Origin of the sequence: Klebsiella sp. CN_Kp088 (assembly GCF_040064335.1) — a bacterium.
Taxonomy (GTDB): Bacteria; Pseudomonadota; Gammaproteobacteria; order Enterobacterales; family Enterobacteriaceae; genus Klebsiella; species Klebsiella aerogenes.
In genome coordinates this window covers 51,944-75,870 of sequence record NZ_JBEAIQ010000036.1, presented here as the reverse complement: position 1 = coordinate 75,870, position 23,927 = coordinate 51,944, and the positions used below count along the sequence as shown (strand labels likewise).

Genomic DNA, 23,927 nt, shown 5'->3' with positions numbered 1-23,927 from the left:
ATGTTCTATCTTTCAGACCTTTTACTTCACGTAATCGGATTTGGCTGAATATTTTAGCCGCCCCGGTCATTTATGACCGGGGCGTTTTTTATTGCGCGAAAGAAAAGTTTTATGCGCTGACAACCGCGTAAAATGAACGTCCGGATAGGGCGCTGGGCGCCATTATCCGGAAAAATCGGGGGTTACTCTGCGTCTTCGGCGGCTTCTTGCGGCGGGATGTCGTTAAACCAGCTATCCAGCTTCTGACGCAACTTATCCACGCCAGATTTTTTCAGCGAAGAGAAAGGCTCAACCTGGATATCGCCATTGAAGGCCAGTACCGCTTCACGCACCATATTGACCTGCGCTTTACGCGCGCCGCTGGCGAGCTTATCGGCTTTGGTTAGCAGGACCAGCACCTGAATATCGCTTTCCACCGCCCATTCGATCATCTGCTGATCGAGATCTTTCAGCGGATGACGGATATCCATCAATACCACCAGGCCTTTCAGGCACAGACGTTTCTCAAGATACTCACCCAGCGCCTTCTGCCATTTGATTTTCATCTCTTCCGGCACCTGCGCGTAGCCATACCCCGGCAAGTCGACCAGGCGTTTACCTTCCGCAACCTCAAACAGGTTGATAAGCTGGGTACGACCCGGCGTTTTTGACGTACGTGCCAGGCTTTTCTGATTAGTCAGCGTATTAAGGGCGCTGGATTTGCCCGCATTTGAGCGGCCAGCGAATGCCACTTCGATTCCGGTATCGGATGGAAGATGGCGGATATCAGGCGCGCTCGTGACAAAATGCGTCTGTTGATAATTCCAGTTGGTCAAGACTGTCGTCTCCGTAAAATCAGGCTATGGCGGGGATTATACCTGAAAGGCAGAAAAAGGCTGTTTTTACCGCACGTCGGCGTTGTAAGTAAAAACCATGAGCTTTGTGAGACATTGTCCATAAGGACTATACGAAATTTGTGAGAAAAACCTGATGTCAAATTCATAGATTATCGTTAAATCATACTGTTACAGTAAACTCTATTCCCTTAAGCAGGCTTTTCATCCTACAGGTGGTTGTCGATTTCCGGCAAAACGGTAAAGTAGTGGGCAAAGGCGAGGATGCCGGAGGATTACGACTCAGGACGAGGGGTCAGGAGCGCCAGGAGGCGAAGACCGGGATTGTCAGGATGACAAACGTCTGGAGACGTTTTAAAAGGGAAAGGGATAGAACAAGGACCGTTGGAAGCTAAGGGAAAGACAGGGTAAGTCGATAGCTGACATGGAAAGTGGAAACCCGTTAAGGGTTGTGAGTGCGGAAAAAGGCGACAGATTAATCTGTCGCCTTTTTTCTTTGCTTGCTTTCTGCTAGATTCCGCCTCAATTCTATACTGAAGAAAACTGTCTGAAGATCACACATCATGAAAAAACCGGCATCCGCATCGCGCGGTAAAGCACGTGGTAAGTCGCGTGAAGAGTTGAACCAGGAAGCACGCGACCGTAAACGTCAGAAAAAACACCGCGGCCATGCCGCAGGCAGCCGCACCAGCGGCGGCGATGCTGCTTCAGCAGGCAAAGGCCGCAGCCAGCAGCAGGACCCACGCATTGGCAGCAAAAAACCGATCCCGCTGGGCGTGACAGAAAGCACCCCGGCCGTTAAGCAGCACAAACCGAAGAGCGAGAAACCTATGCTTTCACCGCAGGCTGAGCTGGATTTGCTGGAGAATGATGAGCGCCTGGACGCGCTGCTGGAACGTCTGGAAGAGGGCGGTACCCTGAATGCTGAAGAGCAGGCTTGGGTCGATGCCAAACTGGATCGTATTGACGCGCTGATGCAGCAGCTTGGCCTCTCCTATGACGACGACGAGGACGAGGAAGAAGAAGAGCGTCAGGAAGATATGATGCGTCTGCTGAAGGGTGGAAACTAACGTTTGCATCCCATCGGATTCCCGGTCCTGCTTATAACCCTTCTGGTTATATGTTATCTGCTGTGGTTATTCGTTAAACTAAGACGGTTGTCGCGGCGTCAAAAATGGCTGCGCAACCGGCTCATGACCCGAGATGCGGTTGGGCCGGCACGGCGTACCCGTCGGCGGCATCATCGGAAGGAGTGAGCATGTCTGAGCAGTTAATCGACTGGGATCTGGCCCTTATCCAGAAATATAACTATTCCGGGCCGCGATATACCTCGTATCCCACCGCGCTGGAGTTTTCTCCGGCGTTCGGCGCTGCTGATTTTGCCGCCGCCGTGGACCGCTACCCGCAGCGGCCGCTGTCGCTGTACGTCCATATCCCGTTCTGCCATAAGCTCTGCTATTTTTGCGGCTGTAATAAGATTGTCACCCGCCAACAGCATAAGGCTGACCAGTATCTTGATGTCCTTGAGCAGGAAATTATTCACCGCGCGCCGCTTTTTGCCGGCCGCCAAGTTAGTCAACTGCACTGGGGCGGCGGTACGCCGACCTATCTCAACAAAGCGCAAATCAGCCGCTTGATGAATCTGCTGCGCGGCCACTTCAGCTTTAACGCCGATGCGGAAATCTCCATCGAAGTCGATCCGCGTGAAATCGAACTGGATGTACTGGATCATTTACGATCTGCAGGGTTCAACCGTTTGAGCATGGGGGTGCAGGATTTCAATAAAGAAGTGCAGCGCCTGGTGAACCGTGAACAAGATGAGGAATTCATCTTTGCGCTGCTGCGCCATGCACGTGAGATTGGCTTCACATCGACCAACATCGATTTGATTTACGGTCTGCCGAAGCAAACGCCGGAAAGCTTTGCCTTCACGCTGCAGAAAGTCGCAGAACTGAATCCTGACCGTCTGAGCGTATTTAACTACGCGCATCTGCCTACGCTATTCGCTGCGCAGCGCAAAATTAAAGACGCGGATTTACCGAGCGCAGAGCAGAAACTGGATATCCTGCAGGAAACCATCGCTTCGCTTACCGATGCTGGCTATCAGTTTATCGGCATGGACCACTTTGCCCGCCCGGACGATGAGCTGGCGATTGCCCAACGTGAAGGCGTGCTGCACCGTAACTTCCAGGGGTACACCACTCAAGGTGATACCGATCTACTCGGAATGGGCGTGTCGGCGATCAGTATGATTGGCGACTGCTACGCGCAGAACCAGAAAGAGCTGAAACAGTATTATCAGCAGGTCGATGAAAGCGGCACCGCGCTGTGGCGGGGTATTGCGTTAACCCGCGATGATTGTATCCGCCGGGATGTTATTAAGGCCCTGATTTGTAACTTCCGTCTTGAGTTCGCGGCGGTTGAAGCGCAGTGGGATCTTATCTTCAACGATTACTTTGCCGAAGATATGAAATTGCTGGCGCCGCTGGCGAAAGATGGGCTGGTGGATGTGGATGAAAAAGGAATACAGGTCACGGCAAAAGGGCGTCTGTTGATTCGTAACATCTGTATGTGCTTCGATGCCTATTTGCGGCAGAAAGCGCGCCTGCAGCAGTTCTCTCGCGTTATTTAAGCGAATCCCGGTGAGTCAGCTCACCGGGCGTTCATTTCGCCGCTGGGTCAGGTGTTATTCCATCCCCAGCTCTTTCAGTTTCCGCGTTAACGTATTTCGCCCCCAGCCCAGCAGACGAGCTGCTTCCTGCTTATGCCCTTGTGTATGACGTAGCGCGGTGGTGAGCAGTGCACGCTCCATCTCCGGCTGCGCTTCTGATAGCAGGTTTTGATGACCGGAACGCAGGGCACGGTCAGCCCATTGCCCCAGCAGCGTCGCCCAGCTATCCGGTTGGATCTGCGTTGGGCTATCGGGAATCGACGTTTCGAACAGCTCGGACGGCAGATCCTGGGTCAATACCTCCTGGCCTGCTGCCATCACCGTTAGCCAGCGACAGGTGTTCTCCAGCTGTCGCACGTTACCGGGCCAGGCCAGTCGCGTCAGCGCCGCTTCCGTTTCCGGATGCAACTGCTTGGCTTCTACGCCCAGTTCGCGGGCGGCAATCTGCAGGAAGTGGCGCGCCAGGCGCGGAATATCTTCCCGGCGTTCGCGCAGCGGTGGCAAATGCACGCGAATCACGTTCAGGCGATGGAACAAATCTTCACGGAATTTTCCTTCCTGCACGCGTAGCTCAAGGTTCTGGTGGGTCGCGGCAATAATCCGCACATCGACTTTCACCGGCGCATAGCCGCCAACGCGATAAAATTGGCCGTCAGCCAGCACGCGCAGCAGTCGCGTCTGAACATCCAGCGGCATATCGCCAATTTCATCAAGGAACAGCGTACCGCCATCGGCCTGCTCAAAACGCCCCTGACGGACGGTATTGGCGCCGGTAAAAGCCCCTTTTTCATGGCCGAACAGTTCCGATTCAATCAAATCTTTCGGAATGGCCGCCATGTTAAGGGCGATAAACGGCGATTTGGCGCGTGGACTGTGGCGATGCAGCGCGTGGGCGACCAGCTCTTTACCGGTACCTGATTCGCCGTTGATCAGTACGCTGATTGAAGAGCGTGACAGGCGGCCAATGATGCGAAACACATCCTGCATCGCCGGCGCTTCGCCAATAATATCGGCCGTCGGGCTGCTGACCGGCGTATTACGCGGCTGCTGCTGCTCCTGATAATGGCTAATCGCACGGTCAACCAGCGCCACCGCCTCATCAATATCAAAAGGTTTCGGCAGGTAATCAAAGGCGCCCTGCTGATAGGCGCTAACGGCGGCATCGAGATCCGAGTGCGCGGTCATAATGATGACCGGAAGCATCGGATGGCGTTGTTTAATCTGCTTTAACAGCGCCAGACCGTCCATCCCAGGCATGCGAATGTCGGAGAGTAAAACGTCCGGCGTTTTGGTGGTGAGGGCATCAAGCACCTCATTGCCGCTCTCAAATGTGGTACAGCTTAGACCCGCTCCGGTGAGTGCGCGTTCAAGCACCCAACGGATGGAGCTATCGTCATCGACTACCCAGGCTATCCCTCGTTGCATAAACACCTCTATTTCCGAATAGGCAGGTATACCGAGAACTCGGTATGGCCAGGCCAACTGGTAAATTCAATTTTGCCGGAGTGCTGATCGATAAGACTGCGGGCGATAGAAAGGCCAAGACCGGTACCGCCTTCGCGGCCGCTGACCATGGGGTAAAACAGCGTATCCTGCAGATGGGGTGGGATACCGGGACCATTATCTTCCACGTCGATACGCGCCGCCAGACGGTAACGTACGCCGTGGAGCGTGAGCTGAAAGGCGGTACGGGTGCGCAGGATGATTTCGCCGCCTTCGGGCCCCAGGGCCTGCAGCGCGTTGCGCACGATATTCAGCAACACTTGCTCGATTTGTTCCGGGTCGTGGGCCAGCTCTGGCAGGCTCGGGTCGTAATCGCGGATCAGTTTGACGTTATCCGGCAATTCCATGGAGACCAGCGCCACCACGCGCTCCGCGACTTTATGAATGCTTTCCGTGATATGCATACCGGGATGCTGCGGCCCCAGCAGGCGATCGACCAGGTTACGTAACCTGTCGGCCTGTTCAATAATCACCTGGGTATATTCCATCAGCGCGGGATCCGGTAGCGCTTTACTCAATAGCTGCGCCGCGCCGCGCAGGCCACCGAGCGGGTTTTTAATTTCATGCGCCAGACCGCGCACTAAATCGCGCGCCGCCACCTGCTGAGCATGCTGCAGCTGTTCCTGGCTCAAACGACGCTGATTATCCATCGGCGACATCTCAAGCAGGATATAGCCTTCAGGCAGGCGCTGAGCGGTGAGGGAGAGAATGTGCGAGCGGCCGTCAATCACCAGCGTCACTTCATTATCCGTGAAGCCCTGACCCGCCTGCAGGCTTTCCTGCATCAGGCCAATGTTTAACGAAAAGTAGCTCAGCAATTCTGGCAGCGGCGTACCGAATAATTTACGCGAACTTTGCGCCAGTAACTGCTGGGCAGCCGGGTTAGCGTAATGCACCGCGAGGTCGTCATCGACTAATAAGATACTGTGGATCAGCGAGTTGAGGATCTGCCCAGCATCGGGCTGTGTGCCTGTTGCCATCTGACAGTCTCCTGAAATGGTTGCACTATTTTAGTGCAGTATAGCTTTTTATTGGTAAAAAGTGCGAGAGATCAGCGTGTTGCTGGAGAAAAAAGCCCATCCTGAGATGGGCTGAAAGTTTCCACGGCAACAAAACATCCCTGGTATCCCGTGCCACAACACGGGAACACCATGGATTTACAGCAAAATCAGACGCTGTAGTACAGTTCGAACTCAACCGGGTGCGGAGTCATACGTACGCGGTCGTTTTCTTCAATGCGCAGGGCGATGTAAGCATCGATAGCTTCGTCAGTGAAGACGCCGCCTGCGGTCAGGAACTCGCGGTCTGCGTCCAGAGCCTGCAGGGCTTCTTCCAGAGAACCTGCAACCTGCGGGATTTCTTTCGCTTCTTCCGGCGGCAGATCGTACAGGTTTTTGTCCATCGCATCGCCAGGATGGATTTTGTTTTTAATACCGTCCAGGCCGGCCATCAGCAGTGCGGCGAAGCACAGGTACGGGTTGGCAGCCGGGTCCGGGAAGCGCACTTCGATACGACGCGCTTTCGGCGAGGCAACTACCGGAATACGGATGGAAGCAGAGCGGTTACGGGCGGAGTAAGCCAGCATAACCGGCGCTTCGTAACCCGGGACCAGACGCTTGTAGGAGTTAGTGGTCGGGTTCGCCAGGGCGTTGATCGCTTTAGCGTGCTTGATAACGCCGCCGATATAGTGCAGCGCTTGCTCAGACAGGCCCGCGTATTTGTCGCCGGAGAACAGGTTTACGCCGTTCTTGGACAGGGACATGTGGCAGTGCATGCCGGAACCGTTATCGCCAAACATTGGTTTTGGCATGAAGGTCGCGGTTTTACCGAAACGGTGAGCGACGTTGTGTACAACATATTTGTAGATCTGAATTTCGTCCGCTTTTTTGGTCATGGTGTTGAAGCGGGTGGCGATTTCGTTCTGACCTGCAGTTGCCACTTCGTGGTGGTGAGCTTCAACAACCAGGCCCATCTCTTCCATGATCATACACATGGTAGAACGGATATCCTGAGAGGAGTCTACCGGCGGAACCGGGAAGTAACCACCTTTCACGCCCGGACGGTGGCCTTTGTTGCCGCCTTCGTATTTGGTAGAAGAGTTCCATGCGCCTTCGATATCGTCAATGGCCACGTGGGAACCAGAGATGGATGCGCCAAAGCGGATGTCGTCGAACAGGAAGAATTCTGGTTCCGGCCCGAACAGCACGGTGTCGGCGATGCCGGTGGCGCGCAGGTACTCTTCAGCGCGCTTGGCGATAGAGCGCGGGTCGCGGTCGTAACCCTGCAGGGTGCCTGGTTCCAGGATATCGCAGCGGATGATCAGCGTCGGTTCTTCGTAGAACGGGTCGATCAGCGCCGTGGTGGCATCCGGCATCAGGACCATGTCGGATTCGTTAATACCTTTCCAACCGCCAATCGAGGAGCCATCAAACATTTTGCCTTCTTCAAAGAATTCGGCATTTACCTGATGGGAAGGAATCGTGACGTGCTGTTCTTTACCTTTGGTATCGGTGAAGCGCAGATCGACAAACTTCACTTCGTGCTCGTTCAGCATCGTCAAAACGTGTTCAGCGGACATACTTAAACTCTCCCGGATTGGTCATTGTCGTCGTGGTAACGAACTTCTTACTGCTTAAAAGTGGCGTTGTTGCCTTAAAAAATATAAAGCGAAATCTGTGCCAACTTTTAAAAGTACGGTAAAACGCTGTATCATGCGCACCATAGTGCAAAAGGACTGCACCATGATGGAGATAATGCACCAAAATAGTGCTTCAATGTGAACGTTGAGCACCATTTTGGTGCAATTTTTATTACGGTGCCCTTTTATCGCTCCGTGAAAGCGGTCACAAACAAACTCTGCAATACTTGTTTGCGGAGGATCTTTGTGATCCTGTTCAGTCCTTCGCTTAATACGTGTACAATAACGCGCTATTTCTAATGCCTGAGGCAAAGTTGTGATCGAAAATCTGCGTAATATCGCCATCATCGCGCACGTCGACCATGGTAAAACTACCCTGGTTGATAAGCTGCTACAGCAATCCGGTACGTTCGACGCACGTACTGAAGCACAAGAACGTGTGATGGACTCCAACGATTTGGAGAAAGAGCGTGGGATTACCATCCTCGCTAAAAACACTGCAATCAAATGGAATGATTACCGTATCAACATCGTTGATACCCCAGGGCACGCCGACTTCGGAGGTGAAGTTGAGCGTGTTATGTCCATGGTTGACTCTGTGCTGCTGGTGGTTGATGCCTTTGACGGCCCGATGCCGCAGACGCGCTTTGTTACCAAAAAAGCGTTTGCTCACGGTCTGAAGCCGATCGTGGTCATCAACAAAGTTGACCGTCCGGGCGCGCGTCCGGATTGGGTTGTCGACCAGGTATTCGACCTGTTCGTTAACCTCGACGCGACCGACGAACAGCTGGACTTCCCGATCGTTTACGCTTCCGCGCTGAACGGTATCGCGGGTCTGGACCACGAAGACATGGCTGAAGACATGACCCCGCTGTACCAGGCGATTGTTGACCGTGTACCGGCGCCGGACGTTGACCTTGACGGTCCGCTGCAGATGCAAATCTCCCAGCTCGACTACAACAACTACGTTGGCGTAATCGGCATTGGTCGCATCAAGCGCGGTAAAGTGAAGCCGAACCAGCAGATCACTATCATCGATAGCGAAGGGAAAACCCGTAACGGTAAAGTCGGTAAAGTACTGACTCACCTGGGTCTCGAGCGTATCGAGAGCGACGTAGCCGAAGCCGGCGACATCATCGCGATCACCGGTCTGGGCGAGCTGAACATCTCCGACACCATCTGCGACCCGCAGAACGTCGAAGCGCTGCCGGCACTGTCTGTTGATGAGCCGACCGTATCTATGTTCTTCAACGTCAACACCTCTCCGTTCTGCGGTAAAGAAGGTAAGTTCGTTACCTCTCGCCAGATCCTGGACCGTCTGAACAAAGAGCTGGTGCACAACGTTGCGCTGCGCGTTGAAGAAACCGAAGACGCCGATGCGTTCCGCGTTTCTGGTCGTGGCGAACTGCACCTGTCTGTTCTGATTGAAAACATGCGTCGTGAAGGTTTCGAGATGGCGGTTTCCCGTCCGAAAGTTATCTTCCGCGAAATCGATGGCCGTAAACAAGAGCCGTTCGAGAACGTGACGCTGGACGTCGAAGAGCAGCACCAGGGTTCTGTCATGCAGGCGCTGGGTGAGCGTAAAGGCGACCTGAAAAACATGAATCCAGACGGCAAAGGCCGCGTACGTCTCGACTACGTGATCCCAAGCCGTGGTCTGATCGGCTTCCGTTCAGAGTTCATGACCATGACTTCCGGTACCGGTCTGCTGTACTCCACCTTCAGCCACTACGACGACGTTCGTCCGGGCGAAGTGGGCCAGCGTAACAACGGCGTACTGATCTCTAACGGTCAGGGTAAAGCGGTTGCGTTCGCACTGTTCGGCCTGCAGGATCGCGGTAAGCTGTTCCTCGGCCACGGCGCTGAAGTTTACGAAGGTCAGATTATCGGTATTCACAGCCGTTCTAATGACCTGACGGTAAACTGCCTGACCGGTAAGAAACTGACCAACATGCGTGCGTCCGGTACTGACGAAGCAACGGTTCTGGTTCCGCCGGTTAAGATGACCCTGGAGCAGGCTCTGGAGTTCATCGATGACGACGAACTGGTAGAAGTTACTCCGACGTCTATCCGTATCCGTAAACGTCACCTGACCGAGAACGACCGTAAACGCGCTATGCGCGGTGCGAAAGAAGAGTAATTACCCTTCTTGCTGCAAGCTAAACCCCGCCACAACGGCGGGGTTTCTTTTTGGGCGCTTTTCACGCCGTCGATAGTCAAACCTCTTCTTTCCCGCTACAGTTAATCTTCAACGGCGCGGAAGGAGACAAAAATGCTCTATATCTTTGATTTAGGTAATGTGATTGTCGACATTGACTTCAACCGGGTGCTCGGAACGTGGAGCGATTTGACCCGCATCCCGCTGGCGACGCTAAAGCAAGACTTTGTTATGGGCGATGTCTTCCACCAGCATGAACGCGGGGAGATCAGCGATGAAGAGTTTGCCGCTGCAATGTGTCATGAAATGAACATGCCGCTGAGCTATGAACAGTTTGCCCACGGTTGGCAGGCCGTTTTTGTCGCCTTGCGTCCAGAAGTCACCGACATCATGCAAAAACTTCGCGACCAGGGGCACCGCGTGGTCGTACTCTCGAACACCAACCGATTACATACCACTTTCTGGCCAAGCGAATATCCACAAGTACGTGCTGCCGCAGATCATGTGTATCTTTCGCAAGAGATGGGGATGCGCAAACCCGAAACGCGTATCTACCAAAGCGTGCTGCAGGCGGAAGGATTTTCGCCGCAAGACGCGGTCTTTTTCGACGATAACGCCGATAATATAGCTGGGGCTAACCAGTTGGGGATCACCAGTATTCTGGTCACGGATAAGGAGACCATCCCCAACTACTTTGCGAAACAGCTATGCTAAAAAGCGTTCATCAAAAAACCAAATACCATACCAGGCCGCTGGTGGCCTGGCTTAAGCTGCTGTGGCGGCGAATTGAAGAAGACAACATGACGACGTTGGCGGGGAATCTGGCCTACGTGTCTTTACTTGCGCTGGTACCGCTGATCGCCGTGGTTTTTGCCCTGTTTGCCGCCTTTCCGATGTTCTCCGACGTCAGCGTGCAGATCCGCCATTTTATCTTTGCCAACTTCATTCCGGCGACCGGCGATGTCATTCAGGGATATATCGAACAGTTTGTGGCGAACTCCAGCAGGATGACGGCCGTCGGCGCCTTTGGGTTAATTGTCACCTCATTACTGCTGATGTATTCGATTGATAGCGCGCTGAACACCATCTGGCGCAGCAGTCGGACGCGGCCAAAAATCTATTCATTTGCGGTCTATTGGATGATCCTGACTCTCGGGCCGCTGTTGGCTGGCGCCAGTCTGGCAATCAGTTCCTATCTTCTCTCACTACGCTGGGCCAGCGATCTCAATAGCGTCATTGATGATGTACTCCGTATATTCCCGCTAATCTTATCGTGGGCGGCGTTCTGGATGCTTTATAGCATTGTGCCCACCACCCAGGTACGCAATCGCGATGCGGTAATCGGCTCGCTGGTGGCGGCACTGCTTTTTGAAGCCGGTAAAAAGGCTTTTGCTTTATATATCACCATGTTTCCGTCATACCAGCTGATTTATGGCGTGATTGCGGTAGTACCCATTTTGTTTGTCTGGGTTTACTGGACCTGGTGTATCGTCTTGCTTGGCGCTGAAATAACTGTCACTCTCGGTGAATACCGCAAACTCAAAAAAGAAGAAACAGAACAACCATGATTGCATTAATTCAACGCGTATCCCGTGCAAGCGTTACCGTGGAGGGTGAAGTGACGGGTGAAATCGGTCCGGGACTACTGGTGCTGCTGGGCGTCGAGAAAGACGATGACGAACAGAAGGCCAATCGTCTGTGTGAACGAGTGCTCGGCTATCGCATTTTCAGCGATGCCGAAGGCAAAATGAACCTTAATGTCCAGCAGGCGGGCGGCAGCGTGCTGGTAGTTTCGCAGTTTACGCTAGCGGCCGATACCGAGCGCGGCATGCGCCCGAGTTTTTCCAAAGGCGCGGCGCCGGACAGAGCGGAAGCGCTGTATGAATACTTTGTTGAGCGCTGCCGCCAACAAGAAATGAATACTCAGACCGGGAGATTCGCTGCGGATATGCAGGTCTCGCTGGTAAACGATGGTCCCGTGACCTTTTGGTTGCAGGTATGAGTCAGCTTCCGGGCAGGCTGCGGGTAACAAAAGAGAGTACAGCTATGTATCACCTTCGTGTACCGCAAACAGAAGAAGAGTTAGAAAGCTATTATCAGTTCCGCTGGGAGATGTTGCGTAAGCCGCTGCATCAGCCTAAAGGGTCGGAACGCGACGCCTGGGATGCCATGGCGCATCACCAGATGGTCGTCGATGAAGAGGGCAATCTGGTTGCCGTCGGCCGGCTTTATATTAATGCGGAGAATGAAGCCTCGATCCGTTTTATGGCCGTTCATCCTTCCGTTCAGGATAAAGGTTTAGGCACCCTTATGGCGATGACCCTTGAGTCAGTCGCCCGTCAGGAAGGGGTGAAGCGGGTGACCTGTAGCGCCCGTGAAGATGCGATGGAGTTTTTCTCTAAGCTGGGCTTTGTGAACCAGGGGGAAATCACCACGCCGACAACGACGCCGATTCGCCACTTCTTGATGATTAAACCCATTGCTTCACTGGACGACATCCTGCACCGCGGCGACTGGTGCGGCCAACTGCAGCAGGCCTGGTATCAGCATATTCCGCTGAGCGAAAAGATGGGGGTGCGCATCCAGCAGTACACCGGGCAAAAATTTATCACCACCATGCCCGAAGCGGGGAACCAGAATCCGCACCATACGTTATTTGCCGGCAGCCTGTTTTCGCTCGCTACCTTAACCGGCTGGGGGCTAATCTGGTTAATGCTGCGCGAGCGGCACCTTGGCGGCACGATTATCCTTGCCGATGCGCATATCCGTTACAGCAAGCCGATCAGCGGGAGGCCGAATGCCGTGGCCGATTTGGGCTCGCTAAGCGGCGATCTCGATCGCCTGGCGCGCGGGCGTAAGGCTCGCGTGCAGCTTCAGGTCGAACTGTTCGGTAACGATAAGCTGGGCGCCGTTTTTGAGGGAACCTATATCGTACTGCCCGCGAAGCCGTTCGGTTCGTATGAAGAGGGCGGGAACGAGGAAGAGTAACCCGCCTCCGGCATTATTATTGGCCTGGCGTTTGCGTACGCCAGGCGATATCGCGCATCGCCTGCTTTGCCGTGAGGCTTATCCCGCCTAACTGAAAGAAACCGTGAATGACGCCCAGATAGCGCTGGCAGGTGCTTTCTATCCCTTGTGCTATTAACCGCCGGTACAGCGCTTCTCCCTCATCGCGCAAAGGATCAAATTCGGCCGTCAGGATATGAACCGGCGGCAGCCCGTTAAAATCTTCGCGCCACAGCGGACTGGCTTCCGGATGGGTAGCGGGTGTGGCCGCTAAATACATTTCGTAGCCGCTAAGCAGCGTATCCCGGGTAATGATGTAATCCTCGCCGTTGCTGGCATAGCTTGCCATGCTGGCGGTAGCGTCGAGCATAGGGTAAATCAGGATAAGCTGCGCAGGTTGCCATATTCCCGCCGCTTTCAGGCGTAGCGCAGTGACCAGGGCGAGGTGGCCGCCGGCGCTGTCGCCGGCCATCGTGATGCGCGCGGCGTCAACGCCAAGCCGCTGCGCATACCGATAGATAATGTTGGCGCCTCGTTCCGCATCATCGTGCGCCGCCGGAAAAGTGTACTCCGGCGCCAGACGGTACTGCACGGCGATCACCCGGCACCCACTGAACCAGGCAAGCTGGCGCAATTGGTTGTCATGGGTGGCAAAGCCGCCGCTCACAAAACAGCCGCCGTGGTAATACACAATGGTGGGTAGCAAGCCGTTGCTTTTTGGCGGCGAGACGACGCGCAAGGTCATGCCATCGAGCGTGATGTCTTCAACCTGCACACGCGTTTCCGTTGCCCCAGCGAGAACGGCGCTGGCGAGATAGCCGTTTCTCCGGTCATCAATACTCTGTGCTCGTGATGATGGCCGCCCCGCAGCAATAAACTCCTCAACCAGCGAAGCAATACCTTTTTCCAACGTCATGGCAAGTCCCTTTTACTGGATTAATATCCAGTGTTATAGCCTGGTTTTTGCGAAAAAGATATACCGAATAAAGCCGCGATCGCATTGTGGAAAGCGGCTCGCAAAAGCGTATTTCTCAGCAAAGATCTGCTTCTTCTGTTGAACAATATCTGGAGAAGCAGGATCGGGATAAGGAGAGCATTTCCGGCGTGGTCACGCCGTATGAATGATAACGAGCGACCTGAGTCGCCCGTTATAGGTGCGCAGAACTTACTCCCCTTCGCCGGGGAACATGAACGGGTTAATTGAGCTTCTGGCGAAGCCTTCCTGTTCCATGCGAGCATCGAGTACCAGCGAGGCTAAATCGTCGGCAACGGCTTCGACTTTCGGGTCTTTCTCCTGATACATAATCTTCAGGTAGCTCCCGCAGTCGCCGCAGCTTTCGGCTTTCACCGCCGCCTGCTCGTTATCCAGCGACCAGTAGTGCAGGTCGCGGCTCTGTTCGCAGTTGCTGCATTTTACGCGTACCACATGCCATTCGGTTTCACACAAGTTGCAGTGCAGATAGCGCAGCCCCTGAGTGGTGCCGATTTGCACGATGCTGGAGACCGGCATCGAGCCGCAAACCGGGCAGAACTGGCGATGCTCGCCGTATTCGGCGCGCGCTTTCCCCGGGATCAGGCTGGCCATTTGCGCCCAGTACAGCGACAGCGCGGCCCAGATAAACGGCGCTTTGTCGCTGCTGACCGAGGCGAAATCGGAAGCAAACAGCGCGCTGGCCATCTCTTCCAGTTCCGGCCCGGAAGCTTTTTCCAGATTCTCGATAACCGACAGCGCCGGGCCGCTCATCTCCGGTTTCAGCTCGGCGATCAGCGAATGCAGCAGTTTGTGCCAGTGTTTATCACGCGGCAATACGTGAATATCCAGCGGCGGCTTGCCCTGATCGTTGGCCTCTTTAATGCGGGCAGTCAGATCCATCTGCAACGGATGGTCGTACAGCACCACTTCCTGCGCATGAGCGATCAGCGCGGCAAAGCGCAGGTAATCGCCCAGCGGGTTGTTGGCGGCCAGCTCGCGCAGGCGCTCTGCGCGGCGGTTATAAAGATTCTTCAGTCTGGGGAACAGTAGCGGCGGAATTGCTTCCGCCGTGCGTTTCTCGCTCGAACCCAGCTCGTCTTGCGGGATTATGCGAATACTCATGCAGTCTATTTTTCCTGTTTCTGGCGGACTTCACGGTACCAGCGCGGGTGATGTTTCTTCGCCCACGTTTTGGTAACCCAGCCTTCCACCATCGCGGTAATGGTGCCTTTCACCCAAAGGGCGGCGTAGATATGCACCATGATAACCACAATTAACGCGACTGCGGCAAAAGAATGCAGCATCAGCGCGAATCGGATCACCGGGATTGAGAATGCAGGCGCAAAGTACGGACGCCAGATGATCACGCCGCTTACCAGCAGCAGCACCAGGAAAATAATCGCCGCCCAGAATACGCATTTCTGGCCGAAGTTATAACGCCCGGTATCGCCTACTTCCTCGTTGACGACGATCTTACGAATATTCTTCGCCCAAAAGATATCATCCCGATTGATTAGGTTGTGATGCCAGTAACGGAAAAACATGATGATAAACGACGCGAACATCACCACCCCGACGAACGGGTGGAGAATACGCGCCAGCTGCGGCGTACCGAGAATATGCATCAGCCAGTTAAACGACGGGAAGAAAAAGCCTAACCCGCTTACCGCCGCCAGAATAAAGCAGAAGGCGGTTATCCAGTGGTTGATGCGTTCCGGCGCCGTGTAGCGCACGATGGTGTCACGTTTTCTCATTTGCGCACCTCGTCTTTCTCTTCATGCAGGTTGTCTTCTTCTTCATCTGCGCGGTTCGGACCGACGCCGACGTAGTGGAAGATACTGGCTGCGAAGGTCGCAGCAAAGCCGACCGCCGCCAGCGGTTTCCAGATACCTTTCCAGAATTTCACCGTTTGGCTGATTTCCGGATTCTCTGGCAGACCGTGGTAGAGATTCGGTTTATCGGCATGGTGCAGCACGTACATCACGTGGGTGCCGCCAACGCCAGCCGGATCGTACAGACCCGCCTTGTCATAACCGCGGGTTTTCAGCTCTGCGACGCGCTCGCCGGCCAGCGTTTTCATATCCTCTTTCGAACCAAAGTGGATAGCGCCGGTCGGGCAGGTTTTCACGCAGGCCGGCTCCTGGCCGACAGTCACGCGGTCTACGCACAGCGTACATTTGTAGACGCGGTTGTCTTCCGGGTTCAGGCGCGGTACATCGAACGGGCAACCTGCGATGCAGTAGCCGCAGCCGATACACTGCTCAGACTGGAAGTCGACGATGCCGTTAGCGTACTGAATGATCGCGCCTTCTGACGGACAGGCCTTAAGGCAGCCCGGGTCAGCGCAGTGCATGCAGCCATCTTTACGAATAAGCCATTCCAGCTTGTCGTTTTGTTCCACTTCCGAGAAGCGCATGACCGTCCATGACTTGGCGGTCAGGTCCGCCGGGTTGTCATACACCCCAACGTTGTTACCCACTTCGTCACGGAGATCGTTCCATTCGGAGCAGGCCACCTGGCAGGCTTTACAGCCGATACAGGTGGTAACGTCGATAAGCTTCGCCACTTCCTGCTGGTGGTCCCGCGCCTGAGGCGCGGGAGTGAAACCGTTAGTCGCGGAACGACGAATAATATCTTGCGATTGATAAGCCATAAGTCGTCTCCGTTACACCTTTTCCACGTTCACGAGGAAGGCCTTAAACTCCGGCGTCTGCGTGTTGGCGTCGCCGACAAACGGCGTCAGCGTATTGGCGATAAAGCCTTTTTTCGCCACGCCTTCGTAGCCCCAGTGAATAGGAATACCGATGGTATCCACCTCTTTACCGTGAACCTGCAGCGTACGAATACGCTTGGTCACCACCGCCTTGGCTTTGATATAGCCGCGGTTAGAGGAGACCTTCACGGTATCGCCGTGGCCAATGCCGAGCTTATTCGCCAGTTTTTCGCCGATCTCCACAAACTGTTCCGGCTGCGCGATGGCGTTAAGCAGCGCGTGTTTGGTCCAGTAGTGGAAGTGCTCGGTCAGGCGGTAAGTGGTGCCGACGTACGGGAACTTCTCGGCCTTGCCCATCTGCTCGAGATCGCCTTTAAAGACGCGAGCGGCCGGGTTAGAGACCACGTTTGGATGCAGCGGGTTAGTCCCCAGCGGCGTTTCAAACGGTTCGTAGTGTTCCGGGAACGGCCCTTCAGCCATCTTATCGATAGCGAACAGACGCCCCATCCCTTCAGGCTGCATGATAAACGGACCGACGTCGCTGCCAGGGGCGGCGGCGCTGTAATCCGGAATATCCACTCCGCCCCATTTCGCGCCGTCCCATTTCAGCAACTGACGCTTCGGATCCCACGGTTTACCCTGCGGGTCCGCGGAGGCGCGGTTATACAGAATGCGGCGGTTTAGCGGCCATGCCCAGGCCCAGCCCAGCGTATTGCCGAGGCCTGACGGGTCGGCGTTATCGCGGCGCGCCATCTGGTTGCCTTCCGGCGTCCAGCTACCGGCGAAGATCCAGCAGCCGCTGGAAGTCGTGCCGTCGTCGCGTAGCTGTGCGAAGGAGCTCAACTGCTGCCCTTTCTTAACGATTACCGCGCCGGTTGCCGGATCGATGATATCCGCCAGCGCTTTACCGTTGCTTTCCATCGCCACTTCTTCAGACGCCGGCTCGTGCGGCGTGGAGTAGTTCCACGTCATGTTGAGCACCGGCTCCGGCGTTGGGCCGCCTTCTTCGGCATACATCTTACGCAGGCGGGTGAAGATACCGGCGAGGATTTCACCATCGGTCACGGCGATCCCCGGGGCGTCCGCGCCTTTCCAGTGCCACTGCAGCCAGCGGCCGGAGTTGACGATAGAACCGTTTTCTTCGGCGAAGCAGGTGGACGGCAGGCGGAACACTTCGGTCTGGATTTTCGCCGGATCAACATCGTTGGACTCACCGTGGTTTTGCCAGAAGGTGGACGTTTCGGTGTTGAGCGGGTCGATGGTCACAAGGAACTTCAGCTTCGACAGGGAAGCCACTACCTTGTTTTTGTTCGGGAACGAGGCGACCGGGTTAAAGCCCTGGCAAATGTAGCCATTCACTTTGCCCTGATTCATCATCTCGAAATACTGCAGCACGTCGTAGCTCTTATCCCACTTCGGCAGCCAGTCAAAGCCCCAGCTATTCTCGGCCGTAGCTTTATCGCCGAAGAAGGCTTTCATCATGGAGACGAAGAACTTCGGATAGTTGCCCCAGTAGTTCACCTGGTCTTTCAACAGCGGTTTTGGCGTGTTGGCGCTCAGGTAGGTCTGCAGGTCGGCCTGTTTTTCATTAGGCAGCGACATGTATCCCGGCAGGCTGGTTGAGAGCAGGCCGAGGTCGGTCAGACCCTGGATGTTGGAGTGACCGCGCAGGGCATTGACGCCGCCGCCTGCCATCCCCATGTTGCCAAGCAGCAACTGGATCATCGCCATGGTGCGAATGTTCTGCGCGCCGATGGAGTGCTGGGTCCAGCCGAGGGCATACAGGAACGACGCGGTTTTATCGTGCGCGCTGGTTTCTGCAATATATTCGCAAACTTTAAGGAAATCGGCCTTCGGCGTACCACAGATGTTTTCGACCACATCCGGCGTATAGCGGGAAACGTGCTGTTTTAGCAGATTCCAGACGCAGCGTGGATGCTGCAGCGTGGTATCGCGTTTGGCGAAGCCGTTTTCATCCAGTTCATAGTTCCAGCTGGTTTTGTCATACTGGCGTTTTTCGGCATCGTAGCCGCTGAACAGACCATCATCAAAGCTGTAGTCCTCACGCACGATCAGGCTGGCGTTGGTATAGGCTTCGGTGTATTCACGGTTGAATTTTTCGTTATTCAGCAGATACAGGATGACGCCCGACAGGAAGGTTATGTCAGTACCGGAACGAATCGGGGTATAGAAATCAGCCACCGACGCCGTACGCGTAAAGCGCGGATCGATAACGATGAGCTTGGCGCCGTTATGAATTTTGGCTTCCATCGCCCAGCGGAACCCCACCGGATGCGCTTCTGCGGCGTTACCGCCCATCACTACGACCAGGTTGGCGTTTTTAATATCAACCCAGTGGTTGGTCATCGCACCGCGACCAAATGTTGGAGCAAGACTTGCTACCGTTGGTCCGTGTCAGACACGCGCCTGGTTATCCACCGCCAGCATCCCGAGGGCGCGGGTGAATTTCTGCGTTAAATAGCCGGTTTCGTTACTGGAAGCGGAGGCGCACAGCATACCGGTGGTCAGCCAACGGTTAACGGTGGTGCCGGCGCTGTTTTGGGCGATAAAGTTGGCGTCACGGTCTTCTTTCATCAGCTTCGCGATGCGATCGAACGCTTCGTCCCAGCTGATTTGCTGCCATTTATCAGAACCTGGCGCACGATATTCCGGGAATTTCAGGCGGCTTTCAGAATGAATAAAGTCCACCAGACCGGCCCCTTTCGGGCAGAGCGCACCACGGTTTACCGGATGATCCGGATCGCCTTCGATATGGAAAATGGATGCTTTGGCGTTTTTCGCACCGTCGCCGAGGCTATACATCAATAGCCCGCAGCCAACGGAACAGTACGTACAGGTGTTGCGGGTTTCGCGAGTACGCAGCAGTTTGTACTGCCGGGTTTCCGCGAGCGCAGTAGCCGGGGCAAAGCCCAGCGCTGCTGCCGTCGTGCCTGCCATACCGCCAGCGCAGATCTTAAAGAACTGCCTTCTGCTGACCTGCATGGTTCGCTCCTTGTTTCGACATTGTCACATGTAGTTATTTACTTTGCGGTGAAGGCCGCAAAGGTTCAGAATTGAGTTAATTTCCCTCGGTCCTGGAGGGATATAAAAACAGAATACCACATTGTGTGTATGCCTGTTCCAATACGGTTAAATGAAAGTGAATAAGAACCTTCCTGAACAAATCAAAAATGTGACAGATGTCACAGGTTATCGCCAGGTTACCCTCTGGAAACGTGAGGATTTGCAACATCCTCAGCCAGACGAGGTAGCAGAAGAGGTACCCGTCGCTCTGGTTTATAACGGCATCTCGCACGTCGTCATGATGGCGACGCCACGTGACCTGGAACATTTCGCCGTCGGTTTTTCCCTATCTGAAGGGATTATACAAAGCCGACAAGAGATCTACGGGATGGACGTGGTACAGGCCTGTAACGGGGTAGAAGTGCAAATCGAACTCTCCAGCCGCCGGTTTATGGGGCTGAAAGAGCGCCGCCGGGCGCTCGCCGGGCGAACCGGCTGTGGAGTATGTGGCGTCGAGCAGCTAAATGATATCGGTAAGCCCGTTGAGCCACTGCCCTTTAGCCAGACCTTTGCGCTCTCTCATCTCGATCGCGCGCTCAAACAGTTAAATGAGGTTCAGCCAATCGGCCGCCTGACCGGCTGTACGCACGCCGCCGCGTGGGTGCGCCCTGACGGTGAACTTGCAGGCGGGCATGAAGATGTAGGCCGTCACGTTGCGCTGGATAAACTGCTGGGTCGTCGTAGTGCAGAAGGAGAGGGCTGGCAGCGGGGCGCAGCTTTAGTCTCCAGCCGCGCCAGTTATGAAATGGTACAGAAGGCCGCGATGTGTGGGGTGGAAATTCTGTTTGCAGTCTCCGCGGCGACGACGCTGGCGGTGGAAGTCGCCGAACGTTGTAATCTGACGCTGGTGGGGTTCTGCAGGCCAGGCAGAGCGACGATTTATACTCATCCGCAGCGTCTTATTGCCGGTTAAATGTTGGTCAGTTTTTTTGAAAAATGACAGCAAATCCTTCCGCTTTTAGTTACGGGATGTGAAGACTATTATTTATCACATCAAGGCACGGTGCCTTATCCAAACAACTAAATGAAAGGGTTTATATCATGAAAAGCATCAAAACTTTTGTCGCTGTTATCGCTCTGGCCGCTTCTTTCGGTTCTTTCGCCGCGCAATCCGTGACCGCCACCGCCTCCACTATGGACGCCGCGGAAGCGAAAATCGCCGCTCAGGCGCAGGCTGCCGGCGCGTCTTCTTACACCATTACCGAAGCGTTTAACGGTAACCGCGTGCATATGACCGCTGAACTGAATAAATAAGTTAGCAACCCACTACCGTCGAAAGAGCGCCTCAGGGCGCTTTTTTAGTTTATACCCGCCAGGCGTAGCAACGCCGTCACCACCGCCGCGGCGATAATCACTACGATAAGCGGCATCTTGCGCCAGGCAAGGAACACGGCAAAACCGACGCCCAGTACCCGCGCCATGCCGGAAAAATGCTCGCCTTCATAAAAGGTGGTCGCCAGCGCCACGGAAAATAGCAACACCGTCGCGGCATCAGAAAGCAGCGCCTGCGAGCGCTCGGAAAACGCTAAACGACTGCCAAGCTTTGCCCCACCCGAACGCATCAGATATGTGCCGATCGACAGAATCGCGATCCCGGCGATAAACAGCGTCATATTGCCCATTATTTTTTCCTCGCCAGTAAGCCAAACAATGAGAGCAGAACCGGTAATCCAACCGGCGCGAAGGGCACGGCGGCCAGCGAAATAACCGCGCCGCTGCAGGCGCGAATCAGTGTGGTACGTTTTTTAAAAGCCGGTACCACCAGCGCCAGCAGGATGGCCGGGAATACCGCATCCAGGCCGATGGTTTCTGGAGCGGGTAACAATTTCCCGACCCCGGCGCCCAGCAGGGTACCGAGCGGCCAGATGAGCGCCACACCCAGGCCACAGAGCCAGTAGGCGGCTTTCCGTTGCTCCGGGGTTTTCTGCGACAAGCCGAACACCACGCTCTCATCATTCATAATGTGGCAGCCGAGCAGGCTGGCGGCGCGTGCGCCGACCAGATCGCGCACGGTGACGCCAAAAGGAACGTGGCGGGCGTTCACCAGTAAGCCTGCTGCTGCGGCGGCGAGAGGGTTACCGCCGCTGGCGACAATACCGATAAACATAAACTCCGAGGCGCCGGCCAGCACCGTAATGGAAAGGACAAACGGCACCCACAGCGGAAAACCGTAAGCCATCGCTAATGAACCGTAAGACATGCCGACCACGCCGACCGCCAGGCATACCAGAATGATTGCTTTAATGGTGTCTCCACTGAGACAGGAAAATTTGTAACGCATACGCTTTAGCCATATCGAACGAATTTCCATTATAATGAACGCAACAGAATGGTTTTTCAAGGCGAACGATTCGTTCGATATAAAATACGAGGAGCGGTGTATGACACAGCCCATCAGCGTAATTGCTAAAAGCCTGACGCGCGAGCGCTCGCGCACCGGGCTCTCACTGGCGGAGGTGGCGCGTCGCGCCGGGATAGCCAAATCGACCCTGTCACAGCTGGAATCCGGCAATGGCAACCCTAGCCTGGAAACATTGTGGGCGCTGTGCGTGGCGCTGGATATTCCCTTCGCCCGTTTGCTGGAACCGCAGGCCAACCAAACCCAGGTGATTCGCCGCGGCGAAGGCACCAAAGTGGTTGCTGAACAGGCCAACTATCAGGCCATTTTGCTGGCGGCTTGCCCTCCCGGCGCGCGTCGCGATATCTATCTGCTGTTGACGCAGCCCGGCGCCGATCGGATCTCGCATCCGCACCCGCCCGGGTCGGTCGAACATATTATTATCACTCAGGGGCGCGCGCGCGTTGGCCTCACTGAAGCGCCAGAAGAGCTGGGTGAAGGCGATTACATCTGCTACCCGGCCGATCGGGAACATCTCTTTCAGGCGCTGGAGCCGGATACCCAGGCGCTGCTGGTGGCAGAGCAAAATTAGTCATAATCTGCGCATTTTATTCTGATGCGCAGAAGATTATTTCATTTCCCATTAATGAATGAGTGAATTATTTATTCACTCATTTTCTTTATTGTTTTTCCATTTTTGTTTCCTTCCGTTTTGCCTGAAAACATGGGATTGATGTCACTCTTCCTGCCGGAAGGGGTTCGTATACTTAATTCGTGACATTGGGGCCTATTATGTTTTTAGAAGAACGTAGAAAGCATATCCTGAAATATTTAAACGATCATGAGCGTGGTTTTGTTAATTATTTTGCTGCTTATTTTAGTGTTTCAAAAGAAACCATTCGCAGTGATTTAAATATTCTTGCAGAAATGGGGTTGGTGCAACGTTGTTATGGCGGAGCGATTATTTCCCGGCACAATTTAAAGGCTGAACTTATTTCTGAAACCGGTGATAGTTTCGGCGTGCTGCTGCAGCCGATTAACCATCGGAAACCTACGGCGAGCGGTCAGCAGAAAGGAAAATCGATGAACGGCAAAGTGTGTGTATTCGGCTCATTTAATGTGGATATCGTGGCCCGAGTGGAGCGTTTTCCGCGCGGCGGGGAATCGCTACTGGCGCTCGCCAGCAGCCTTGGGCCCGGTGGCAAGGGGGCGAATCAGGCGACGGCGGCCAGTAAAGCCGGCGCGCAGGTCCATTTTGTCGCTAAGGTGGGCAAGGATCAGTTTAGCCACCTGGCGGCCGATCATCTCACTCGTTCAGAAATACACTCCTATACGCTTTATCAATCTGAGAGCGAACCTACCGGCAATGCCATTATTTATGTTTCGCAGGAAAATGGCGAAAATATGATTGCTATTTACTCCGGCGCCAATACTACAATAACTCATAATGAGATTGAGGCGATTATTCCTGAACTTAGCGCCTCCGACGTTTTACTTGTTCAGCTTGAGAATAATTTTGATGCCACTCATTCGCTAATAAAAAAAGCCAGAGAACTCGGTAAGACAGTCATTCTCAATCCGGCGCCATACTCGGCGGAAATTATCAAAAGCATTCCTTATATCGATGTGATTACACCGAATGAAACCGAGGCTTCATTATTATCCGGTATCGACATTCACGATGTTGATACTGCCAAAGAAGCCGCGCTTCGCATCGCTGAATTAGGCGCAAAGAAAGTGCTGATTACCATGGGATCGCGCGGGGCGCTGCTGCTGGATAATCGCCAGTTTAGTCAAATTCGCGCCTTTCCGGCGGTCACCGTCGATACCACCGGCGCTGGCGATGCGTTTAATGGCGCGCTCGCCGCCTCGCTGGCTGCCGGCAACACCCTGGTTCAGGCTGCGACCTGGGCCTCTGCTTTCGCCTCTCTGGCCGTCGAGCTGGAGGGGGCTTCCAACATGCCTGACTTTGCGCAGGCAAATGCCCGACTCCGTACCCTCTAATCTAGG

At 54.7% G+C, this 23,927-nt stretch carries 22 protein-coding genes; 11 read left to right on the top strand and 11 right to left on the bottom strand.

From position 1 onward, the window contains the following. Window positions 1-182 precede the first annotated feature (182 nt). Window positions 183-815 (bottom strand): ribosome biogenesis GTP-binding protein YihA/YsxC, encoded by a 633-nt coding sequence (gene yihA, locus ABLV08_RS22315; protein WP_015368976.1) that lies wholly within the window; start codon window positions 813-815, stop codon window positions 183-185. Between the two features lie 581 nt (window positions 816-1,396). Between yihA and yihI the strand changes: the two genes are divergently transcribed. Together yihI and hemN are read left to right on the top strand one after the other, a co-directional pair. After that, window positions 1,397-1,903 (top strand): Der GTPase-activating protein YihI, encoded by a 507-nt coding sequence (yihI, locus tag ABLV08_RS22310; protein ID WP_015368975.1) that lies wholly within the window; start codon window positions 1,397-1,399, stop codon window positions 1,901-1,903. Between the two features lie 188 nt (window positions 1,904-2,091). Further along, window positions 2,092-3,465, top strand: a complete 1,374-nt coding sequence (gene hemN / locus ABLV08_RS22305) for an oxygen-independent coproporphyrinogen III oxidase (RefSeq protein ID WP_015368974.1) — start codon at window positions 2,092-2,094, stop codon at window positions 3,463-3,465. Between the two features lie 54 nt (window positions 3,466-3,519). Here the strand turns inward: hemN and glnG are convergent, their stop codons facing one another. The 3 genes from glnG to glnA form a co-directional block, all read right to left on the bottom strand. Then, window positions 3,520-4,929: a nitrogen regulation protein NR(I) gene (gene glnG / locus ABLV08_RS22300; protein WP_015368973.1), complete on the bottom strand. Its 1,410-nt coding sequence runs from the start codon at window positions 4,927-4,929 to the stop codon at window positions 3,520-3,522. 8 nt (window positions 4,930-4,937) lie between these two features. After that, complete coding sequence (gene glnL / locus ABLV08_RS22295) at window positions 4,938-5,987, bottom strand: nitrogen regulation protein NR(II) (protein ID WP_015368972.1); 1,050 nt, start codon at window positions 5,985-5,987, stop codon at window positions 4,938-4,940. A 188-nt stretch (window positions 5,988-6,175) separates the two neighbouring features. Beyond that, window positions 6,176-7,585 carry a glutamate--ammonia ligase gene (glnA, locus tag ABLV08_RS22290; protein ID WP_015368971.1) on the bottom strand — a complete coding sequence of 470 codons (1,410 nt, stop codon included), beginning with the start codon at window positions 7,583-7,585 and terminating at the stop codon, window positions 6,176-6,178. Between the two features lie 376 nt (window positions 7,586-7,961). Here glnA and typA point away from each other — a divergent pair, with 376 nt between their 5' ends. The 5 genes from typA (at window position 7,962) to fabY (ending at window position 12,791) form a co-directional block, all read left to right on the top strand. Further along, window positions 7,962-9,785, top strand: coding sequence for a ribosome-dependent GTPase TypA (typA, locus tag ABLV08_RS22285; protein WP_015368970.1), 1,824 nt, complete (start codon window positions 7,962-7,964; stop codon window positions 9,783-9,785). 132 nt (window positions 9,786-9,917) lie between these two features. Next, window positions 9,918-10,517, top strand: coding sequence for a glucose-1-phosphatase (yihX, locus tag ABLV08_RS22280; RefSeq protein ID WP_316425455.1), 600 nt, complete (start codon window positions 9,918-9,920; stop codon window positions 10,515-10,517). Next, entirely contained in the window at window positions 10,511-11,371 is an 861-nt protein-coding gene (locus ABLV08_RS22275; protein ID WP_015368968.1) for a virulence factor BrkB family protein, read from the top strand. Before yihX ends, ABLV08_RS22275 begins: the two co-directional genes overlap by 7 nt. Then, window positions 11,368-11,805, top strand: coding sequence for a D-aminoacyl-tRNA deacylase (dtd, locus tag ABLV08_RS22270; RefSeq protein WP_015368967.1), 438 nt, complete (start codon window positions 11,368-11,370; stop codon window positions 11,803-11,805). Before ABLV08_RS22275 ends, dtd begins: the two co-directional genes overlap by 4 nt. A 44-nt stretch (window positions 11,806-11,849) precedes the next feature. Next, the gene (gene fabY / locus ABLV08_RS22265) at window positions 11,850-12,791 is read left to right on the top strand and encodes a fatty acid biosynthesis protein FabY (protein WP_015368966.1); all 942 of its coding nucleotides are present in this window, start codon (window positions 11,850-11,852) and stop codon (window positions 12,789-12,791) included. Between the two features lie 16 nt (window positions 12,792-12,807). On the opposite strand, the gene ABLV08_RS22260 is transcribed toward fabY, so the two are convergent. From ABLV08_RS22260 to fdnG, 5 genes are all read right to left on the bottom strand, one after another. Next, window positions 12,808-13,725 (bottom strand): alpha/beta hydrolase, encoded by a 918-nt coding sequence (locus ABLV08_RS22260; protein WP_348856261.1) that lies wholly within the window; start codon window positions 13,723-13,725, stop codon window positions 12,808-12,810. Window positions 13,726-13,974: 249 nt separating this feature from the next. Then, the gene (gene fdhE / locus ABLV08_RS22255) at window positions 13,975-14,904 is read right to left on the bottom strand and encodes a formate dehydrogenase accessory protein FdhE (RefSeq protein ID WP_015368963.1); all 930 of its coding nucleotides are present in this window, start codon (window positions 14,902-14,904) and stop codon (window positions 13,975-13,977) included. Window positions 14,905-14,909: 5 nt separating this feature from the next. Continuing rightward, window positions 14,910-15,536, bottom strand: a complete 627-nt coding sequence (fdoI, locus tag ABLV08_RS22250; RefSeq protein WP_015368962.1) for a formate dehydrogenase cytochrome b556 subunit — start codon at window positions 15,534-15,536, stop codon at window positions 14,910-14,912. After that, complete coding sequence (fdxH, locus tag ABLV08_RS22245; protein WP_015368961.1) at window positions 15,533-16,435, bottom strand: formate dehydrogenase subunit beta; 903 nt, start codon at window positions 16,433-16,435, stop codon at window positions 15,533-15,535. The genes fdoI and fdxH overlap by 4 nt, the downstream gene beginning before the upstream one ends. A gap of 12 nt (window positions 16,436-16,447) precedes the next feature. After that, window positions 16,448-19,498, bottom strand: a complete 3,051-nt coding sequence (gene fdnG / locus ABLV08_RS22240) for a formate dehydrogenase-N subunit alpha (RefSeq protein WP_086538089.1) — start codon at window positions 19,496-19,498, stop codon at window positions 16,448-16,450. 157 nt (window positions 19,499-19,655) lie between these two features. Between fdnG and fdhD the strand changes: the two genes are divergently transcribed. Continuing rightward, window positions 19,656-20,492, top strand: coding sequence for a formate dehydrogenase accessory sulfurtransferase FdhD (gene fdhD, locus ABLV08_RS22235; protein WP_032713191.1), 837 nt, complete (start codon window positions 19,656-19,658; stop codon window positions 20,490-20,492). Between the two features lie 128 nt (window positions 20,493-20,620). Then, the gene (locus ABLV08_RS22230) at window positions 20,621-20,833 is read left to right on the top strand and encodes a YdgH/BhsA/McbA-like domain containing protein (protein WP_015368957.1); all 213 of its coding nucleotides are present in this window, start codon (window positions 20,621-20,623) and stop codon (window positions 20,831-20,833) included. Window positions 20,834-20,877: 44 nt separating this feature from the next. Here the strand turns inward: ABLV08_RS22230 and ABLV08_RS22225 are convergent, their stop codons facing one another. Together ABLV08_RS22225 and ABLV08_RS22220 are read right to left on the bottom strand one after the other, a co-directional pair. Next, window positions 20,878-21,201 (bottom strand): AzlD domain-containing protein, encoded by a 324-nt coding sequence (locus ABLV08_RS22225; protein ID WP_348856260.1) that lies wholly within the window; start codon window positions 21,199-21,201, stop codon window positions 20,878-20,880. Continuing rightward, window positions 21,201-21,860: an AzlC family ABC transporter permease gene (locus tag ABLV08_RS22220; protein WP_045395274.1), complete on the bottom strand. Its 660-nt coding sequence runs from the start codon at window positions 21,858-21,860 to the stop codon at window positions 21,201-21,203. Before ABLV08_RS22220 ends, ABLV08_RS22225 begins: the two co-directional genes overlap by 1 nt. A gap of 100 nt (window positions 21,861-21,960) precedes the next feature. Between ABLV08_RS22220 and ABLV08_RS22215 the strand changes: the two genes are divergently transcribed. Next, window positions 21,961-22,509 (top strand): helix-turn-helix domain-containing protein, encoded by a 549-nt coding sequence (locus ABLV08_RS22215; RefSeq protein ID WP_015368954.1) that lies wholly within the window; start codon window positions 21,961-21,963, stop codon window positions 22,507-22,509. A gap of 200 nt (window positions 22,510-22,709) precedes the next feature. Continuing rightward, window positions 22,710-23,921, top strand: a complete 1,212-nt coding sequence (locus ABLV08_RS22210; protein WP_020077573.1) for a ribokinase — start codon at window positions 22,710-22,712, stop codon at window positions 23,919-23,921. Window positions 23,922-23,927: the final 6 nt, after the last annotated feature.

Coding starts and splice junctions, on each gene's coding strand:
- ABLV08_RS22220 (WP_045395274.1), bottom strand. CDS start 21,860: ATGCGTTACAAATTTTCCTGTCTCAGTGGAGACACCATTAAAGCAATC.
- ABLV08_RS22210 (WP_020077573.1), top strand. CDS start 22,710: ATGTTTTTAGAAGAACGTAGAAAGCATATCCTGAAATATTTAAACGAT.
- glnL (WP_015368972.1), bottom strand. CDS start 5,987: ATGGCAACAGGCACACAGCCCGATGCTGGGCAGATCCTCAACTCGCTG.
- fdoI (WP_015368962.1), bottom strand. CDS start 15,536: ATGAGAAAACGTGACACCATCGTGCGCTACACGGCGCCGGAACGCATC.
- ABLV08_RS22230 (WP_015368957.1), top strand. CDS start 20,621: ATGAAAAGCATCAAAACTTTTGTCGCTGTTATCGCTCTGGCCGCTTCT.
- fdhE (WP_015368963.1), bottom strand. CDS start 14,904: ATGAGTATTCGCATAATCCCGCAAGACGAGCTGGGTTCGAGCGAGAAA.
- ABLV08_RS22275 (WP_015368968.1), top strand. CDS start 10,511: ATGCTAAAAAGCGTTCATCAAAAAACCAAATACCATACCAGGCCGCTG.
- fabY (WP_015368966.1), top strand. CDS start 11,850: ATGTATCACCTTCGTGTACCGCAAACAGAAGAAGAGTTAGAAAGCTAT.
- ABLV08_RS22215 (WP_015368954.1), top strand. CDS start 21,961: ATGACACAGCCCATCAGCGTAATTGCTAAAAGCCTGACGCGCGAGCGC.
- yihI (WP_015368975.1), top strand. CDS start 1,397: ATGAAAAAACCGGCATCCGCATCGCGCGGTAAAGCACGTGGTAAGTCG.
- glnA (WP_015368971.1), bottom strand. CDS start 7,585: ATGTCCGCTGAACACGTTTTGACGATGCTGAACGAGCACGAAGTGAAG.
- glnG (WP_015368973.1), bottom strand. CDS start 4,929: ATGCAACGAGGGATAGCCTGGGTAGTCGATGACGATAGCTCCATCCGT.
- yihX (WP_316425455.1), top strand. CDS start 9,918: ATGCTCTATATCTTTGATTTAGGTAATGTGATTGTCGACATTGACTTC.
- ABLV08_RS22225 (WP_348856260.1), bottom strand. CDS start 21,201: ATGGGCAATATGACGCTGTTTATCGCCGGGATCGCGATTCTGTCGATC.
- fdxH (WP_015368961.1), bottom strand. CDS start 16,435: ATGGCTTATCAATCGCAAGATATTATTCGTCGTTCCGCGACTAACGGT.
- ABLV08_RS22260 (WP_348856261.1), bottom strand. CDS start 13,725: ATGACGTTGGAAAAAGGTATTGCTTCGCTGGTTGAGGAGTTTATTGCT.
- dtd (WP_015368967.1), top strand. CDS start 11,368: ATGATTGCATTAATTCAACGCGTATCCCGTGCAAGCGTTACCGTGGAG.
- hemN (WP_015368974.1), top strand. CDS start 2,092: ATGTCTGAGCAGTTAATCGACTGGGATCTGGCCCTTATCCAGAAATAT.